Genomic DNA, 16,969 nt, shown 5'->3' with positions numbered 1-16,969 from the left:
TCAAACGGCATTTCATGATGTTTGTTCGGGGCACACCGTGCTCTTCTTGTGCTTGTATGATTTAGGTAAAAAGGAACGCCATAAGGCTACTACTCGTAACGGCGTTCCTCAGTGGGAGGTTGTTTTGGACTAAGTTGTGATTTTCTGCGTGTAGGATATTGGTATGAATGCGATAAGGTGTAACTATATTATGGTACTGTTTCTATGAGAGTATTACAAGGTTATGTATGGTCATAAGTTGGGGAGTTGGTGTATACTTTAGGTAATATAATTAGAGAAAAAATCTAGGAGGGATAGCTATGAGCGGATTTGTGTAGCCAGATAAAGAGGCAGAAAAAGCATTTCGGAAGATGGTGAAGGATAGTATTCTATTGATGCTAGCATCGTTATAATAAAAAGCTGTAACACAATATACCATTGCGTTACAGCTTTTACATTTGCTTAATCAAATATATTACATATTACAAAGAACATATGTTACACTATTAATGAAGAGTAAAACGTGGTTTAGGTTCATCTCCGAAAGGGGGTGATGCTATGTCAGTATTTGAAATACTTTCCCTAGGGATTAATTTCTTAATGCTCATAGTAGCGATTATCACCTTATATGTAATGCTACGACGTAAGTAGTGTTCCTATAAAAGAAACCGTGCCTAATGTAAAGAGAAGTATCTCATCACGTTAGGCACAAAAGTCAAATTTTGATGAGCCTAACGCGCCACACGTTTTGCTCTTCTTTGTATATAGGATAGCATATTTTGTAAAAAAGGTAAATGCAATCGTCTATAAGTGCTATCATAAGAATGTATAAAAATGATGGCATGAAAATGTAATAGATCTGTTACGTAGAGACGTTTTATAAGGTTAAATATGATAAAATATAGGTAGAATAGCAGAGGAAAAGGTAGTATAAAGTGGGAAACCGTGAAAAAGTTTTTTGTTATATTTTGACCAAAGTATGGATAGACCCAATAGGAGTCAAAAGGTACGTATTGGAAGATGGCTTAGACACCAATAACGAAGATGAAATGGAAACTGTATGAAAGACAAACGAACGTTAACATATACAATTGAAAATACGATAGCACCGACGTTAGGGGAATGGCTAGATATTCATCAATTTCCTCGGAAAACGATGAAAGAACTCTTCGGGGCCAAGGCTGTTCGATTAGATGGACAGATTTGTACAGCTAAATCTGAACTTTCAAAGGGGATGGTATTAGAAATTATCCCCTTAAAAGAACGCATCGACCACGACCCAATAGAAATGCCCTTAACGATAGCCTATGAAGATGAAGATATTCTTATTGTAGATAAACCATCGGGAATCACGATGAATTCAAAAGGACAAGTCTCCTTAGCAAATGGGGTAGCTCACTATTTTAAAGTACATAACATCTGCGGAAAGGTACGGTTTTTAAATCGTTTAGATCGAGATACGTCTGGATTGGTGGTAGTAGCCAAGCATGGATTAGCACAACACTTTTACCAACAGCAGATGGATGATAATCGTTTGGAAAAGTGGTACCGAGCGACGTTGAAAGGGCGATTGGCACAACAGCATGAGGTACTAGAATTACCTATCCGCAAAAGTGCAGATGGCATCCATCAAGAGGTACACCCAGAGGGTGTGATGACAAAAACGGAATATGAAGTGCTACACTATGATGCGGCACAAGATACAACAGACCTGCGCATTCGCTTGTGGACGGGCAAGACTCACCAAATTCGAGTGACCATGGCACATATAGGACATCCTTTGGTACATGACCCGTTGTATGCTGATGAGGGAGTGTTGGAACCCAGACAGAGTGCATGGGGGATAGATGAGGCACAATGTTACAAAGGCTTACAACAAGAGGTAACAAATACATCGAAAGGACAGATAGAAGACATAGGCAAGACGTTTGCCCTTAGGGCCTATCGTTTAGTGTGCTATCAGATGCGAACAGGTGAGCAAATCGTAATAGAAGTACAATAGCCGTATATTGTTATAGCTGTAGTTACTAACCTAATTCTTACCAATGATATAAAAAACACAAAAAACACGAAAACTAAAATCGTGCGCGAAATCGCGGTTTTTGTGTGTGAAAATTTTAGAATCGTGCTTTTTTGTTCCATATTTAGTTTCTATGTGTGATATAAAAAGCTATCGCTATTATGTTGTAGGGATGACCATAGCACTCTCCACTATTTATGGCAGGTAATGCACACCCAGTTGTTTTCTGTAGTAGTAGATAAATTGATAAATCCAGCCTCTGAGGCTGCATCGATAAGTGTTTGTTCTTCTCCCTCTTGAATGCCACTCATAATGAATACGCCCTTAGGTTCTAGACAACGGTAGGCATCGTCTAATAAACGTAACAAGATAGGGGTAATAATGTTAGCCACGATGAGAGAGGCTGTTTCCGCCACGCCTTCTAATAAATTATTTGTTCGTACAGTCACAACGGATTCCAATTGATTCATTGCCACATGGTTACGAGCGTTGGCTGTGGCTGTTTCATCTAGGTCAAAGGCTGTCACAGACTGAGCGCCAAGGGCTCCTGCGGATAAGGCGATAATGCCAGACCCTGTGCCCACGTCGAAAACCGTACTTTTAGGGGTTAAATGCTGAGACATCGTTTGGATCGCCAATCGTGTAGTAGGATGGTCGCCAGTACCAAAGGCAATGCCTGGTTCGATGCGGATCACACGTTCATCATCGCGAGGACTATACTCCGCCCAATCGGGAATAATCGTCAAATGTTCCGTCATTGAAATCGGAGGATATTGTGTTTTCCAATCATCCCAACCAGACTCATCAGCCATAGTAATAGATAGATTGAGGGGGCCGAAATCCATGGTGAAAGTACTTTGTAACTGCTGAATCTCACTGTTGATGAGAGCTTCTAAGTCATCGACAGCATATAGGCCGGGATCGATATAAGCTTTCACAGTCACATCAGAGGAATCGTAGAGCTCCTCTCGGTCTGGTTTGATAATACCAAATCCATCATCTGTGAGTTGATCAAATTCATAGGGATCTTCCGTATAGCCCCCTTCTGCACCTAGTGCGAGCAATGTATCTGTTATAAGTTCAGACGCTTCATGTGTCGTGGTCAGTGTGATTTCTAGCCATGCCATAGTGGTACCTCGTAAATATAATATACATATAGTGTAATATAATATACACATAATGTAATCGTAATCATAAGCGGTTATATTATCATGTATACTAACGTATCTGTAGTTCGAAGTCGTGTTCACCGTTACTAATGACGACGTTAGTTATCACTAGTATACTATCATATCTGTCATACTTAGCGAAACCGCTTCTTGTAGGAAATTCTAAATATAGTACTATCCAATACAAAGGGAGTACTTTCATTTGCAAACATAGCGATGTTTTCCATTGAAGAAAAATTCATTTGCAAAAAGCACGAAAATTTCCATTGAAAGTTTGTCTTATTACTAAGGTGGAAAAGTATTGCATTTTAAATTAAATGTAGATAGACTCAAGTCATGCTAAAGTGTACAAATTCATACAGTAGTGACATAAAAAAAGGATAGCCGAGTCAATCTCAGCTATCCTTTTTGCGTTACATATTATTTTTTCTTAAGTCGGTACGCAATGTACAGAGCACCAATCCACACTGGGATGATGTAGATGGATGTGCGCATAGAATCCATTGTTAACATAACGCCTACTGCCATAGCGATGAAGGCAAAGCAGAAGTAATTTGTAAATGGATACAAGATGGATTTGAATTTCAATTCATCAAGGCGACCTTCGCGAGCAAAGCGTTTGCGGAATTTAAGGTGCGTCACTGGAATGATGAACCATGCAATGATGAGACCAGCTACGATGATAGCCAATAATTGTAGGAACACATCACTAGCACTTGGGAAGATGTATGTTAAGAATACAACGATCAAGGCTAAGGCTGCACAGAACAAGGTAGCGATCAATGGCACTCCTGTAGCTGTTAAATTCTTGAAGATTTTAGGTGCATCACCAGATAATGCCATGCTGTGCAAAATACGAGAATTACTGTATAGCAAGCTATTGTACACAGATAATGCGGCTACTACAACAACGAAGTTCAAGATATGTGCGGCTGCGGGAATGCCAATGTTCGTAAAGATTTGGACAAATGGACTCGCATGAGTACCTAATTCGTTCCATGGAGATAGTGCCATGATGATAGTCATCGTACCTACATAGAAAATCAGGATACGAGCTAACAACTCGTTAATCGCTTTTGGTAACGTTTTTTCAGGATTTTCAGCTTCCCCAGCAGTGATACCAATGAGTTCCACCCCACCAAAGGAGAACATCACCACAGCGATAGAGGCGATGAAACCATACGCACCATTTGGAAACAATCCGCCGTGAACCCAAAGATTAGAGAAGTTTTGCGGAAATGTACCCATATCTCCGAAGAAGATGAGGAAGATGCCGAAACCAATCATAGCAATGATGGCAACCACTTTAATGAGTGATGCAAAAAATTCCACTTCTCCATAGGCACGTACATTGATGAGATTAATCGCCGTCACTAATGTAATACAAGCTAGTGTAGTCATCCAATGGGGAATACCAGGTAACCAGAAATCTAAGTATACTGAAATAGCAGCAAGTTCCGCCATACTGGCAAGCATGTACACAATCCAGTAATTCCAACCAGATAAATAGCCAGCAAAGGAAGACCAATATTTACTTGCAAAATAAGTAAAAGAGCCAGACACAGGTTCACGAACTGACATTTCTCCTAGCATACGCATTAAAAAGAAAATAAAGATACCAGTTAATAAATAGGAGAAAATAACACCTGGTCCTACTAATTGGATTGTTGGGGCAGATCCGTAGAAGAGGCCGGTCCCCACAGAGGCGCCTAAGGCGATCATTTGCATGTGTCGACTTTTCAGTCCACGATGCAATGACGTCTTTGATTCATTATCTTTCATACTATATAACTCCCTTCCCATGTATGTTCTGAAATGATATATCTAATAGAATACCATAAACTATAGAATTAACCTAGTAAAATTTTAGTTTAGTAGAGAAGTAACGGATATATAGGTAACTATAAGTGATACTAGTTTTTTTTATACATGACTCTATACTATGCGTAATTTGCATATATAAAATCCAGTATATTCAAAGGAGTTTATAAAAGTATGTAGAATTACTTAAACAATAGACTGTTTTCGGCTGTAAAGGAGGACGATGTTCATGAAAGAATATACTAGTGATTTGATCAGAAACGTGGCGGTGGTCTCCCATGACGGGGCGGGTAAAACAGCATTAGTAGAGGCATTATTATTGTCTTGTGGTGCTGTAGACTTTGTTGGTAAAGGTCAAGATAATAAACATATTATGGACTTTGAGCCAGAAGAAATCAAACGGAATGTCACTATCCAATTAGGCATGGCGCCTTGTGAATGGAAAGGTCATAAAATTAACTTCATCGATACTCCAGGTTATTCTGAGTTTCATGGGGAAGTGCGGTCTGCTTTGCGCGCAGCAGACGGTATGCTGATGGTATTATCTGCTGGTACAGGCGTAGAAATCGATACCATTCGTGCTTGGGAGTATGGCGTAGAATTGCAAATGCCTCGTATGGCTTTCATCAATAAAATGGACGTTGAAAAAGCAGACTTCTTTGGGACTTTGGAAAAAATGCGGGAATTATTTGGTAAAGCGATTATGCCATTGCAAATTCCAATCGGTGAAGGGCCTACTTTCAAAGGTGTCGTAGACGTAGCAAAACGAACTGCCTATGTCTATGAAAACGGTAATATGACAGAAGTGGAAGTGCCAGCTGAGCTATCCGATAAAGTAGAAGAAATTCGTGAAATGACTGTGGAAGCGGCTGCAGAGGGTAATGATACATTATTAGAAAAATATTTAGATGGACAAGAATTGACCTTAGAAGAAATTCGTCAAGGTTTGCGGGAAGGTATGTTGACGGGCCGTGTATGCCCTGTCATGTGTGGTACTGCTTTGAGCCGTATAGGTATGGACCAAGTCTTAGATCGTATGATTCGTTATATGCCAGATGCAACGAAAAAAGTGATGACTGCTATCGGTGTGGATTCCCAAGAGGAACATATCGTGGTGGCAGATAAACCATTTACTGGCTTCGTATTTAAAACAATTCTTGACCCATTTGCGGGAAAACAAAGTTTTATCCGCGTGTTCTCTGGGGAATTGAAAGTAGGAGATAAACTCTATAATGTGACCCGTGATGTAGAAGAAAAATGGGGCAAAATGATGACCTTAATTGGTAAACAACAAGTGCCAGTAGAGGTTGCAAAAGCTGGGGATATCGTGGTCATCCCTAAATTAGCAGAAACGAAAACAGGGGATACCTTTGGTACAGCTGAATTTAAAGTGAAATATGCACCAATCCGTTTCCCACAACCTTTATACCGCATAGCTATGGTACCTGAGAAAAAAGGGGAAGAGGAAAAATTAGCGAACGCTTTGGGACGTATTTCTGAAGAAGATCCAACTTGTGAAGTGGTGAAAGATGTGGAAGGTCGTCAAATGCAAGTGCGTTGTATGGGCGATGTCCATTTAGAACATATTTTACAAAAAATGGAACGTAAATATGGAGTACGTGCAAAATTGGAAACTCCGTATATTCCATATCGTGAAACCATTCGAGGCACAGTGGAAGTAGAAGGTAAACATAAAAAGCAAAGTGGTGGTCATGGTCAATATGGTCATGTGAAGCTTGGTATTGCGCCATTATATGAAGGTGAGTTCGAGTTTATCGACAAAATCTTTGGCGGTGCTGTGCCACGTCAATACATTCCAGCTGTAGAAAAAGGTGTTCGTGAAACGTTGGAAAAAGGTCTTTTGGCAGGGTATCCAATGATTGGTATCCAAGTGACATTATTAGATGGTTCCTATCATACAGTGGACTCCTCGGAGTTGGCGTTCAAAATGGCGGCAGCCCAAGCTTTGAAAAAAGGTGTGCCTGACGCGAAACCAATTTTGTTAGAACCTGTATATAATGTGAATGTCATCGGTCCAGAAGAATTTATGGGCGATATCATGGGTGATTTGAATAGCCGCCGTGGTCGCGTACTCGGTATGGATCAAGGTGTGCGTGAAGGAATCACTGTGGTGAAAGCCCAAGTTCCATTGGTGGAAATGCTAGATTATGTAACAGTATTGCGCTCCATGACACAAGGACAAGGTGTGTTTAATATGGAGTTCAATGGATACGAAGAAGTGCCACATAAACAAGCAGAAACAATCATTGCGGGATTTGCGGGGCACGAAGAGTCGTAACTTGTTATGCTATGTAGCCTGTGGCAGTGTTAATTAGATAAAGGGAAGAGCACGACACATTCCTCCGCAAACTGATACAGTGGTTAGGTTTGCTCCGGAACATGTCGTGCTCTTCTTGGGTTTGTGTGATTTAGTTAGTAAAGGAACGCCACAAGGCTGCTACGCATAATGGCGTTCCTCAGGGAAGAAAAGAGCACGACATATTCCTACGCAAACTGATACAGTGGTTAGGTTTGCTTCGGAACATGTCGCGCTCTTCTTGCGTTTGTGTAATTTAGTCAGTAAGGAACGTCATAAGGCTACTACTCGTAACGGCGTTCCTTAGGGGGTAGGTTTTTTGATAAAAATTAACAGTACGAGTAATTTGTAGTATAATGTTAATTGAAGAGTCAACGACGTGTTGTTGGGCTCATCTCTTTCTAATATGGGAGGGGGTGTTACTATGACTACATATGAAAAATTATCTTTATTGATTCAATTTTCTATGTTAATCGTAGAAGTTATTCGTTGCTTTTATAGCTAATGAAAACGCCTAACGAATAGAGGTTTTGCGGACCTCACACGTTAGGCAATTTCAATTTCCTTATTTTTTGAGATGAGCCTAACGCTAGCTGCACGTTGGTGGCTCTTCCTTTGTTGTTTTTAGTATAGCATAGTTTGTGAGAGAATAAAAGTAGAGTTTCTTGTGTGGCATAATTTAGGGAATAATGGAATGCTGTAGGGTGGCTTTGTATTACTAGGATTCTCAGAATTTGTGTTTGACCTTATATGGTGTTGCTAGTATAGTAGATAGAGATAGATACGATTCATAGGGCGCTGTGGGGTGCCTTTTATATACGGAGATAAAGGAGTAAGTCATGATATATCAAAATATTGCGATTGATTATACACAGTTTCGGTATCCGAAAGCGGTAGAACGAGCTCTTGAGTTTTTGAAAGCGCATGATTTCACGACATTTGCAGGTGGTCGCTACCCCATAGAGGGTGACTTGATGTATGCCAATGTGGATATTGTAAACACAAGGGTCTATGAGGAGACGAAGATTGAAGGACATAAGGATTACATGGATGTACAATTTCTAGTGGCTGGGGAAGAGCAAATGGAGATTCTCATTCGTCAAACTTTTCCGGACGTGGTTGAGGCCTACGATGATAAGGATTGTTACTTTTACGATCCTACAGAAAGTGGTACGGTAAAAATTGATGTACGCCCAGGGGATTATTGTATTTTTTATCCTGGAGAATTACATCGCACCTTGATTGCACCGAATGAGGTACAAGAAATTCGCAAGGTCGTGGTAAAGATTCATAAAAGTCTATTAGCCGAGTAAGATTAGGCGTTAATAGGGTGTAGCAATGATGATAGTTAGATATTCCGTGAATTGTTAATAATTTGTAAGGGTTGTAAAAGGAGGGACTATGAACGCATATGTAATGAAAGGTATGTTACTAATTGCATTAGGCGCCGTTCTATGGGGCTTTTCTGGAATGTGCTCACAATTTGTGCAACAACAGCGGATGATGTCGGCAGAATGGGTAGTAGCTATGCGCCTTGTCATTGCTGGTGTGATTACGGTAGTAGCGGCCTTTTACCAAGGAAGAGCTTCTATTTTTAAGGTTTTTTCTGACTGGAAAGATACATTGCGGTTGGTTATATTTGGGGTCCTTGGTATGTGGATGTGTCAATATACCTATTTTAAAGCGATTGCCTATGCAGGGGCAGGGATTGCGACGGTCTTACAATATGTAGGTCCTGCATTGATTATTTTATACATATCTATTACACGCTTAACGTTACCAAGGGTGGCAGAAGTAGTCAGTGTAGTACTAGCTACGGTGGGGACGGCGATTATTGCTTTACAAGGTGTGTGGGATATATCAGCGTTAGATGATACACTTCTAACCTGGGGGATGCTATCTGCTGTAGCAGTTGGTATCTACACGCTGCAACCAGTGCCACTATTGAAAAAGTATGGTACGGCACCTATCGTGGGCTTTGGCATGCTTATCGGAGGGGCCTTTGCATGGATAGCTACACAACCGAGTTCTGAAGGAATTGTATGGGATTTGTGGACCTATGGTGGGTTTTGGAGTATCATCATTTTTGGCACAGTAGTCTCTTTTAATGCATACCTAGAAGGGGTGCGACGAGTAGGTGCTGTGACGGGGTCCATACTTTCATCCATAGAACCTATTTCGGCAGCGGTACTGGCATGGTTGTTGTTGGGCAATGAGTTCACACAGTGGGATATCATAGGTATGACCCTTATCATTGTTACAATATTTATCTTGGCATGGGATAAAGGTCGCGCTACAAATAAAAGTTGACCGAATCTATAATTCGTGGTAGAACTAATAAATACAGAATGAAGGGTACAGATGCTTGTAAAAGTAGCTGTACCTTATTAGTAAGTGGGGGCATCTTAAAGCCTGTATAGGGTAGATAGATACGTTTCTTGAGGTTGCGTGTAGGAGGAATAGATGGCACGAACGGTTGGTATTATTGGATTAGGATTGCTAGGGGCCTCTCTAGCAAAAGCATTACGAGCATATACGACATATGATGTCATCGGTTACGCGCGGCGTCAGGAAATTTGCGACCTCGCCTTGGCTGATGGTTGTGTGTCACAGGCTTTCACAGCGGTGGAACCTGTTATCATGGGTGCGGATATTGTGGTCTTTGCCTTACCACCACAGACAAATAGTGAACTTTTTGTGAAAGTAGCCCATCTGTTTCAGGCGGGGCAAGTGGTGACCGATGTGTCCAGTGCTAAAGATGAATTTGCTCATGCCGTGTACGCTCATATCCCAGAGGGCGTGCACTTCGTGTCCGTGCATCCTATGGCAGGTTCTGAAAAAGGTGGCTATGAAGAAGGCCATAAAGACCTCTTTCAGAAAATGGGCTGGATTGTCCTAGAAGATGAGGAACAACCAGCATACGATGCCACAGTGGCACAGGAACTAGCCGATATGGGGCGTGCCGTAGGGTCTCGTATCGAATACGTGGACATGAAACGCCACGATGGGTGTTTGGCTATGGTGAGCCATATGCCGCATATGTTGGCATCCGTCATGATTACTGCCGTAGGTAATGATGAACTGGGAGATAAGCGTATGAGCTTGTCGGCGGGAGGCTTACGAGACAGCACCCGTACCGCCAGTGGTCTGCCGAGTATGTGGCAAGAAATTATCTACGGAAATCGTACGAATGTGTTGAAAGCCATTGAACAAGTAGAGCAAGAATTAGCTGCTGTAAAACAATTGCTCCATGCGGATGACAATGGAGATAGTTTAGGGCAGTACTTAGAGCGAGCGAAACAGATACGAGATCGTTTGCCGAGTCTGACAATCGATAAGAACTAATATATTTGAAAGTGCAACCTCGCTCTTTATCCATGCCTGCCCATAGATAAGAGCTAATGTGCTTGATAGTACAACCCAGGTACCTATCCATATCTTTGCTTAGTAGTGAAATAGCGTGAACGATGCATGCATTGCAATGTAATACGAGGGAAGGCTTTCAATATAGGCTATACGCATAGCCTGTGATATAATAGCAATAGATGTTTGAATGAAACAGGGCATGTCTATGGGAGAACTTTCAGCATGGTCTTATAAATGTGGAATAGTAAGAGATAGATATAAAAGACAAGCATAGAAAGGAGCGATAGTAAGATGGACACAGCACAAAGTATAGTGGATCAAGTGCTAGAAGAAGTACAAAATACGCCAGGTGTAGGAGTAGACAATCCCTCGGAAGTGGCGAATCAAGCGTTGCAAGACACATTGGTAGCGAGTGTAATCCCTGAGGAGTATTGGCCTGAGATTGTATCTTGGGTATCCGAAACGGGTTTAGATACAGTCTATTTAGACAGTCGTGACCGTATAGGTGCATGGTGGGCGTCTAAAGAAGTGCGCTCCATGGGGTATACCTTGAATTTTACGAAATGTGGCAAGGTACCTAGTGAATGGTTCCCTGTGGGTGAACATTGGAAAGAGGCAGAAGTGGAGGCGCGCTATCGCTTGGTAGCAAGCTGGGAATCTTTAGTGGAGAACGGCGCCTTAGAGAAAGTTGAATTAGAATGAAAGTAACAAAAAGCGTACCTTTATCGGTGGGGGCACTCAGTGTCCCTATCTTTATAGAATTATTTTTACTCATGTTATTGGGCAATGTGGACCAATTCATGCTCAGCCAGTATGCAGAAACGGCAGTGGCTGCCGTAGCCAATGCGAACCAGATTATCAATATTATCTTGTTTTTGCTCATTGTCATGAGTACAGCTACCACCATTTTAATCGCTCAATATTTGGGAGCTAAGCGTGCCGATAAAATTGATGAAGTATATACGATTAGCGTTGCCTTTCATACGGTGTTCAGTGTTATCGCAGGGGCTGTGGTCATTATCTTTCATCAAACTCTCTGCGAATGGCTTGGGGTCCCAGCGGAGATTATAGAAGAAACCGCACTCTATTTAAATATCACCGCTGCCAGCATTCCTATTACGGGTATCTACATGACCTATGTAGCAGTGTTTCGGGGGCACTCCATGCCTCGTATCACCATGTGGATTGCCCTTGTCATGAACGTGGTCCATATTATTCTGAATTACGTACTTATCTACGGTTGGGGTTCCATCCCAAGCATGGGTGTCTTAGGCGCATCCGTATCGAGTGTGATTAGCAAGGCATTGGGACTGGGTCTTATCATCTGGTGTCATCAATCACTGTTGACAGCTCGTCTGAAAGTAGAGTATTTGCGCCCATTCCGGTGGGAAACGTTACGACAATTGCTGTTTATCTCTGTACCATCTGGAGGAGAAACGCTGTCTTACCAACTTTCACAGACGGTTATCATGAAAATGGTCAACCTCATGGGGCTCGTGGTGATTACAACAAAAGTGTATGTATATATCATTGCTACATTCTGCTATATGTACACCATTGCCTTGGCCAATGCAGCGCAAATTGTGGTAGGATTCCTCATGGGGGCTAAACGAGAAGAAGAAGTGTCCCGCCGTGTGTGGCTCACAACGGCAGCAGGCGTTTCCATTGGTGTTGGATTGAGTACCTTCTTTTATTTTGCCTGTGAACCGGTGATGCGCCTTGTAACGGATAATCAAGAAATTATAAATTTGGCTAAAGCGGTCTTGTTTGTCGAAATCTTCTTGGAAATTGGACGTGGTGCTAATATCGTATTGGTGCAATGTTTACAAGCGGCAGGAGATATTCGAATCCCTATGTTTGTTGGGGTCTTTGGCATGTGGGCCTTTGCGGTGACCTTGTCCTACTACTTTGGTATCGTCCTTGGTTGGGGACTTGTAGGGGTGTGGATTGCTATGGCTATCGATGAGATCATACGAGCCTTGATATTCGTGTGGCGGTGGCAGTCAAACAAATGGAGAGGTCGTTCGCTCATATCGGTTTAAATTCCTGTGGTTGTTAAAGCCAGCATATGTCACATAAAAACTGCCCTACGCGAAAGTTTTTATTGCAACATATGCTGGCTTTTCTGTGGAGAATTTAAACGGCTCTGAGCGGGGTGGCGACCTAGGGGAAGAGTGTGGTTTGAGAGCCCCCGTGTAGGCCCCGAAAACTGCCCTACGCGAAAGTTTTTGACAGAATACACGGGGGCTCCTTTGCGTTTATCGAGGAGGAATTTAAAGCGCTCTGAGCGGGGGCGACCTAGGGGAGGGAAGAGTGTGGTTTGAGTCGCTAAAGGAGATTGGTATTGTATAAAAGTATGATATACTGTAGATATGAATAAAAATTGCGGCTGAGGGGTTTCTGTTATGGGGATTTTAGAGATAAGTGAATAATGCCTAAAGTAAAGTTGACAGTATGGAGGTATTTTTATGTTTAAAGATATCAATTATTGTGACATACCTAATGAAATACTATATTCTTCAGAAGAAGAGTCGATGATAGACGAACAACGCATTCTTGATGCAATACATGTATTACACCAAGAGCCGATATACGATCATGAAGAAGTTTGGGCGGAGCTAGGTATTTAGGGTTTTCCCCACCAATTTTCCCCCGGTCTGTTTCAATTTTTATAGTTTCATCTTTGCTACTGTATAGGAAGCCCACATGTATGTTGTCAAAACTTTCGCGTAGGGCAGTTTTTACAACATGCATGTGGGCGATTCCACTCTAACAACGAAATGAATATAAAAATTGAAACTGACCGAAAAATACTTTATAATGGAATCAACTTGGCATAGTCTAGGGCTATGCTTTTTTGTATTCTTATGATGGGTTTCACATAGGAGGACGTATGAGTTTATATGAAAGTACATTGGCACGGATTGTGCCACGGAATAAAGAGATTGAACGAGCAATTGGGGAACAGTGGAGTAAGGGGACTCCATACGGTTCATATGGTAAGTTAGCGACGATGGTAGAGCATTATGCGGCAGCTACGAATCAAGTAAATCCAGCAGCTCCTAAGCCTTGTATGATCATCGCCTCTGGTGACCATGGTGTGGCAAAAATCGGTGTCAGTGCCTACCCGCAAGAGGTAACAGTGCACATGACTATGAACTACTTGATTCCAAAAGGGGCCGCAGCCAATGCGCTAGCGAATTATTGTGGTGCTCAAATTGAAGTCATCGACGTAGGGGTAGCGGCAGATATGTCCGCTGTGCCAGGCTTACACCATCACAAGGTAATGCCGAATGGTACGAACAACATGTTAGAAGAACCAGCTATGCCTATGGATAAAGCTATTGAGGCCGTTGAGGTGGGCATTGCTTTCGTAGAAGAGAAGGTGAAAGAAGGATTCAATACTTTCCTAGTGGGTGAAATGGGCATTGGTAACACTACGTCCAGTGCAGTCATTACAGCGAAGTTCTCCGGACTTTCAGCGAACGAAGCAACGGGACGAGGTACGAATATTTCGGACGAACGGTTGAAAGTGAAACAAAAAGTCGTCTACGATGCACTAGTAAAATATGCAGATATTCCACCTACAGATGGATTGGGTGTTTTATCTGCCGTAGGGGGCTTGGAGTTTGCTTGCCTAGTAGGTGTTATCCTAGGAGCGGCGGCAAACCATGCGTTGGTGGTCATCGATGGATTCAACACCACAGCCTGCGCCCTCATTGCGCATGCTATGAACCCGCACACCATGGATTACGTGATGGCATCTCATTTGTCCGCTGAAAAAGCTCATAAAGATGCGCTGAAAACATTGGGCTTAGAGGCCTATGTGGACCTTGGATTCTGCTTGGGTGAGGCCACAGGCGGATCCATGCAAATGCAAATGTTGAACTTAGCCGTGGACATGTTCCGCGAAGTTGCAGGAGGTGAGCACCATGCGTAATTTTGTCATCGAACCATTGCACAAACCGTCCATGGAGGAATGCCGTTTGCGCATAGATAACTTAACAAAACCCTTGTATTCCTTGGCACGCCTAGAAGGTATTACAGAACGTATGGCAGGGATTCTGAAAGAGGAAAAACCTAACCACCTTCGTCATGCTGTTGTTATCGTAGGAGCTGATATCGCTGTAGATGGACCACAAAACCAAACACATGGCGTGGAAAGCTTGAAAGCTATGGAACGGTTAGCATCTGGGCACTCTGCTACCCACGGAGCAGCGAAGAAAATTGGCGCTCCTGTGTTCTTAGTGGATGCAGGCTTAGAATTAGATACAAGTCACATCGAAGGTGTGCGTCAACATAAATTAGCCAAAGGATCTAAATTTTTCCGCATGCATGCGGCGTTGACACCTGACATCGTAGAACAAGGCTTAGAAGTAGGCTTTGCCTTGGCAGATGAATTGAGCCACAAGGGGTACCAAACGATAGCTATCGGTACTGTCGGTGAAAGAAACTTACTTTCAGCGTTGGCAGTCACAGCAGGAATCACAGGATATCCGATGGCAGAGTTGTTGGCAGAGAATAATTGCACTTTGAGCATTCAAGAAAAGGCAAAACAGTTGACCGCCAGTTTGGCAGAACACGATTTGCCGAGCCAAGACGGCGTGCATGTATTAGCCACCGTAGGCTCTCCAGACGTGGTGGTCTTAACAGGACTTATCCTGGGGGCGGCTAGCCATCGTATGGCAGTGGTCTTCGACATGGCGGAAACAGGAGCAGCCGTACTAGCTGCAAAATGTATTAACGAAGCAGTCATGGATTACGTGTTCCCATCTGTCCATACAGGGGAACCAGTGCAAGCAGCACAAATGAAATACTTGGGAATCAAGCCGCATCTGTTCTACGGCTTTGAAATGGATGAAGCCTTAGGATCCACCATGGGGCTATCCGTCCTTGATGCGGGTATGCATATGTTAAATGATATGAAAACATTCGGCGAAGCTAGCGTAAATGTAGCCGTCGATGGACCAGGATCTAAGCGTCAGGATGGACGGTAATAGTTACTAATTATGTGGTATAATATAGAAAAGGAGGAAGTAGTATGAAAACACTTGATGAGATTCGTAACTTAATTGCTCCGGTTCTAGAGCTATATCACGTGAAATCAGCCTATCTTTTTGGCTCTTATGCTCGTGGTGAGGCTACAGAAACTAGTGATGTAGATTTGTTTGTAGTTTTTGATAATGATAGTATTAGTTTGTTTGAAGTGGGCGGTCTTTTAGAAACTTTAAAAGAAGTGTTGCAAATGGATGTAGATTTGCTTACTGATGGAAATAAATTGACTAAACGATTTCAAGAAAATTTATATAGAGATATGATTCATATATATGGTGATATCTATGGAGAACAAAGATATATTAGTTGATGTATTGGATTTAATAGATAGGTTAGATGCGTCTGTTAAGCTATATAAAATTCAAGATAAGGAAGATTTTTTGCGTAGAGATGAATTAGAACAAGACGGTTTGGCTTATAAAATTCAAGTAATTGCAGAGACATTAGGAAAGGTTTCTCAAGATTTTAAGGATAGCCATACTGAAATTCCTTGGAAAAATATTAAAGGCATGCGAAATCAGTTGTCTCATAATTATGGGCAAAATAACTATAGACTTATTTGGAGCACGTATAAAGAAAAGTTACCAGAATTGAGAGAACAATTGGTGGCCATATTGGACGACGAATATGGTTTTGAAAATGAGATGTTTTAAAAAATAGTAAAGATTGTAGCAAGCTATATCCCTGATAGTGTGCTACAATCTTTTTTGTATCTTGTCTATCAAGGTTGTCTAATATATTGAAAATATAACAATATTATATGTTGATAGGATGAAGTTATCATATGCTGTTTAAGAAAAAAATATTTGTTAAAAATATGTTGACAACTATCCAAATTTTTTGGTATTATAAATGAGCAGTCGCAAGAAAGAAAACTAGGATTGCATACATGCGGAAATAGCTCAGCGGTAGAGCACCGCCTTGCCAAGGCGGGGGTCGCGAGTTCGAATCTCGTTTTCCGCTCCAGTTTGTTCATTCCTCGATAGCTCAGCAGGTAGAGCAATCGGCTGTTAACCGATCGGTCGTAGGTTCGAGTCCTACTCGAGGAGCCAACTTACTTTCGGTTAGTATACTATCATGACCCACTAGCTCAGTTGGCAGAGCACCTGACTTTTAATCAGGGTGTCCCGCGTTCGAGTCGCGGGTGGGTCACCACTTACAACATGGCCCGTTGGTCAAGCGGTTAAGACACCGCCCTTTCACGGCGGTATCGGGGGTTCGATTCCCCCACGGGTCACCATA

At 42.2% G+C, this 16,969-nt stretch carries 16 protein-coding genes and 4 tRNA genes; 18 read left to right on the top strand and 2 right to left on the bottom strand.

All coding sequences use genetic code 11. The features are described from left to right. Positions 1 to 537 precede the first annotated feature (537 nt). Both EO119_RS08225 and EO119_RS04385 read left to right on the top strand, forming a co-directional pair. The gene (locus EO119_RS08225) at positions 538 to 630 is read left to right on the top strand and encodes a putative holin-like toxin (protein WP_231723418.1); all 93 of its coding nucleotides are present in this window, start codon (positions 538 to 540) and stop codon (positions 628 to 630) included. Positions 631 to 1,039: 409 nt separating this feature from the next. Beyond that, positions 1,040 to 1,981 (top strand): RluA family pseudouridine synthase, encoded by a 942-nt coding sequence (locus tag EO119_RS04385; protein WP_062403658.1) that lies wholly within the window; start codon positions 1,040 to 1,042, stop codon positions 1,979 to 1,981. Between the two features lie 209 nt (positions 1,982 to 2,190). Here EO119_RS04385 and EO119_RS04380 read toward each other — a convergent pair whose 3' ends face one another. Both EO119_RS04380 and EO119_RS04375 read right to left on the bottom strand, forming a co-directional pair. Next, a complete protein-coding gene (locus EO119_RS04380; protein ID WP_062403661.1) occupies positions 2,191 to 3,126 on the bottom strand; it encodes a 50S ribosomal protein L11 methyltransferase in 936 nt (311 codons plus the stop codon). A 462-nt stretch (positions 3,127 to 3,588) separates the two neighbouring features. Then, entirely contained in the window at positions 3,589 to 4,950 is a 1,362-nt protein-coding gene (locus EO119_RS04375) for an amino acid permease (RefSeq protein WP_062403664.1), read from the bottom strand. 268 nt (positions 4,951 to 5,218) lie between these two features. Here EO119_RS04375 and fusA point away from each other — a divergent pair, with 268 nt between their 5' ends. The 16 genes from fusA (at position 5,219) to EO119_RS04305 (ending at position 16,967) form a co-directional block, all read left to right on the top strand. Next, positions 5,219 to 7,288 carry an elongation factor G gene (fusA, locus tag EO119_RS04370; RefSeq protein WP_062403703.1) on the top strand — a complete coding sequence of 690 codons (2,070 nt, stop codon included), beginning with the start codon at positions 5,219 to 5,221 and terminating at the stop codon, positions 7,286 to 7,288. A gap of 424 nt (positions 7,289 to 7,712) precedes the next feature. Next, positions 7,713 to 7,811 (top strand): putative holin-like toxin, encoded by a 99-nt coding sequence (locus EO119_RS08275; RefSeq protein ID WP_370106795.1) that lies wholly within the window; start codon positions 7,713 to 7,715, stop codon positions 7,809 to 7,811. Between the two features lie 334 nt (positions 7,812 to 8,145). Beyond that, positions 8,146 to 8,619, top strand: coding sequence for a YhcH/YjgK/YiaL family protein (locus tag EO119_RS04365; RefSeq protein ID WP_009353158.1), 474 nt, complete (start codon positions 8,146 to 8,148; stop codon positions 8,617 to 8,619). Between the two features lie 88 nt (positions 8,620 to 8,707). Beyond that, positions 8,708 to 9,616: a DMT family transporter gene (locus tag EO119_RS04360; RefSeq protein WP_009353172.1), complete on the top strand. Its 909-nt coding sequence runs from the start codon at positions 8,708 to 8,710 to the stop codon at positions 9,614 to 9,616. Positions 9,617 to 9,769: 153 nt separating this feature from the next. Next, a complete protein-coding gene (locus EO119_RS04355; RefSeq protein ID WP_126940797.1) occupies positions 9,770 to 10,651 on the top strand; it encodes a prephenate dehydrogenase/arogenate dehydrogenase family protein in 882 nt (293 codons plus the stop codon). 312 nt (positions 10,652 to 10,963) lie between these two features. Then, entirely contained in the window at positions 10,964 to 11,374 is a 411-nt protein-coding gene (locus tag EO119_RS04350; RefSeq protein WP_126940796.1) for a hypothetical protein, read from the top strand. Beyond that, positions 11,371 to 12,714, top strand: coding sequence for an MATE family efflux transporter (locus tag EO119_RS04345; protein WP_126940795.1), 1,344 nt, complete (start codon positions 11,371 to 11,373; stop codon positions 12,712 to 12,714). Before EO119_RS04350 ends, EO119_RS04345 begins: the two co-directional genes overlap by 4 nt. Before the next feature lie 426 nt (positions 12,715 to 13,140). Next, positions 13,141 to 13,302, top strand: a complete 162-nt coding sequence (locus EO119_RS08120) for a hypothetical protein (protein WP_164725679.1) — start codon at positions 13,141 to 13,143, stop codon at positions 13,300 to 13,302. 263 nt (positions 13,303 to 13,565) lie between these two features. Beyond that, positions 13,566 to 14,612: a nicotinate-nucleotide--dimethylbenzimidazole phosphoribosyltransferase gene (gene cobT / locus EO119_RS04340; RefSeq protein ID WP_062403690.1), complete on the top strand. Its 1,047-nt coding sequence runs from the start codon at positions 13,566 to 13,568 to the stop codon at positions 14,610 to 14,612. Continuing rightward, positions 14,605 to 15,669, top strand: a complete 1,065-nt coding sequence (locus EO119_RS04335; RefSeq protein WP_126940794.1) for a nicotinate-nucleotide--dimethylbenzimidazole phosphoribosyltransferase — start codon at positions 14,605 to 14,607, stop codon at positions 15,667 to 15,669. The genes cobT and EO119_RS04335 overlap by 8 nt, the downstream gene beginning before the upstream one ends. 44 nt (positions 15,670 to 15,713) lie before the next feature. After that, positions 15,714 to 16,037, top strand: coding sequence for a nucleotidyltransferase family protein (locus EO119_RS04330; RefSeq protein WP_009352801.1), 324 nt, complete (start codon positions 15,714 to 15,716; stop codon positions 16,035 to 16,037). Further along, positions 16,012 to 16,380, top strand: a complete 369-nt coding sequence (locus EO119_RS04325; RefSeq protein ID WP_164725678.1) for a DUF86 domain-containing protein — start codon at positions 16,012 to 16,014, stop codon at positions 16,378 to 16,380. The genes EO119_RS04330 and EO119_RS04325 overlap by 26 nt, the downstream gene beginning before the upstream one ends. 238 nt (positions 16,381 to 16,618) lie before the next feature. Then, a tRNA-Gly gene (locus EO119_RS04320) sits at positions 16,619 to 16,693 on the top strand. Between the two features lie 10 nt (positions 16,694 to 16,703). After that, positions 16,704 to 16,779 (top strand) — tRNA-Asn (locus EO119_RS04315). 27 nt (positions 16,780 to 16,806) lie between these two features. Further along, positions 16,807 to 16,882 (top strand) — tRNA-Lys (locus EO119_RS04310). A gap of 10 nt (positions 16,883 to 16,892) precedes the next feature. Next, positions 16,893 to 16,967, top strand: a tRNA-Glu gene (locus EO119_RS04305). Positions 16,968 to 16,969 lie beyond the last annotated feature (2 nt).

The sequence above is a fragment of the Veillonella sp. CNR 79/14 genome, assembly GCF_003992185.1.
Lineage (GTDB): Bacteria > Bacillota > Negativicutes > Veillonellales > Veillonellaceae > F0422.
This window is presented reverse-complemented; position numbering and strand designations above follow the sequence as displayed.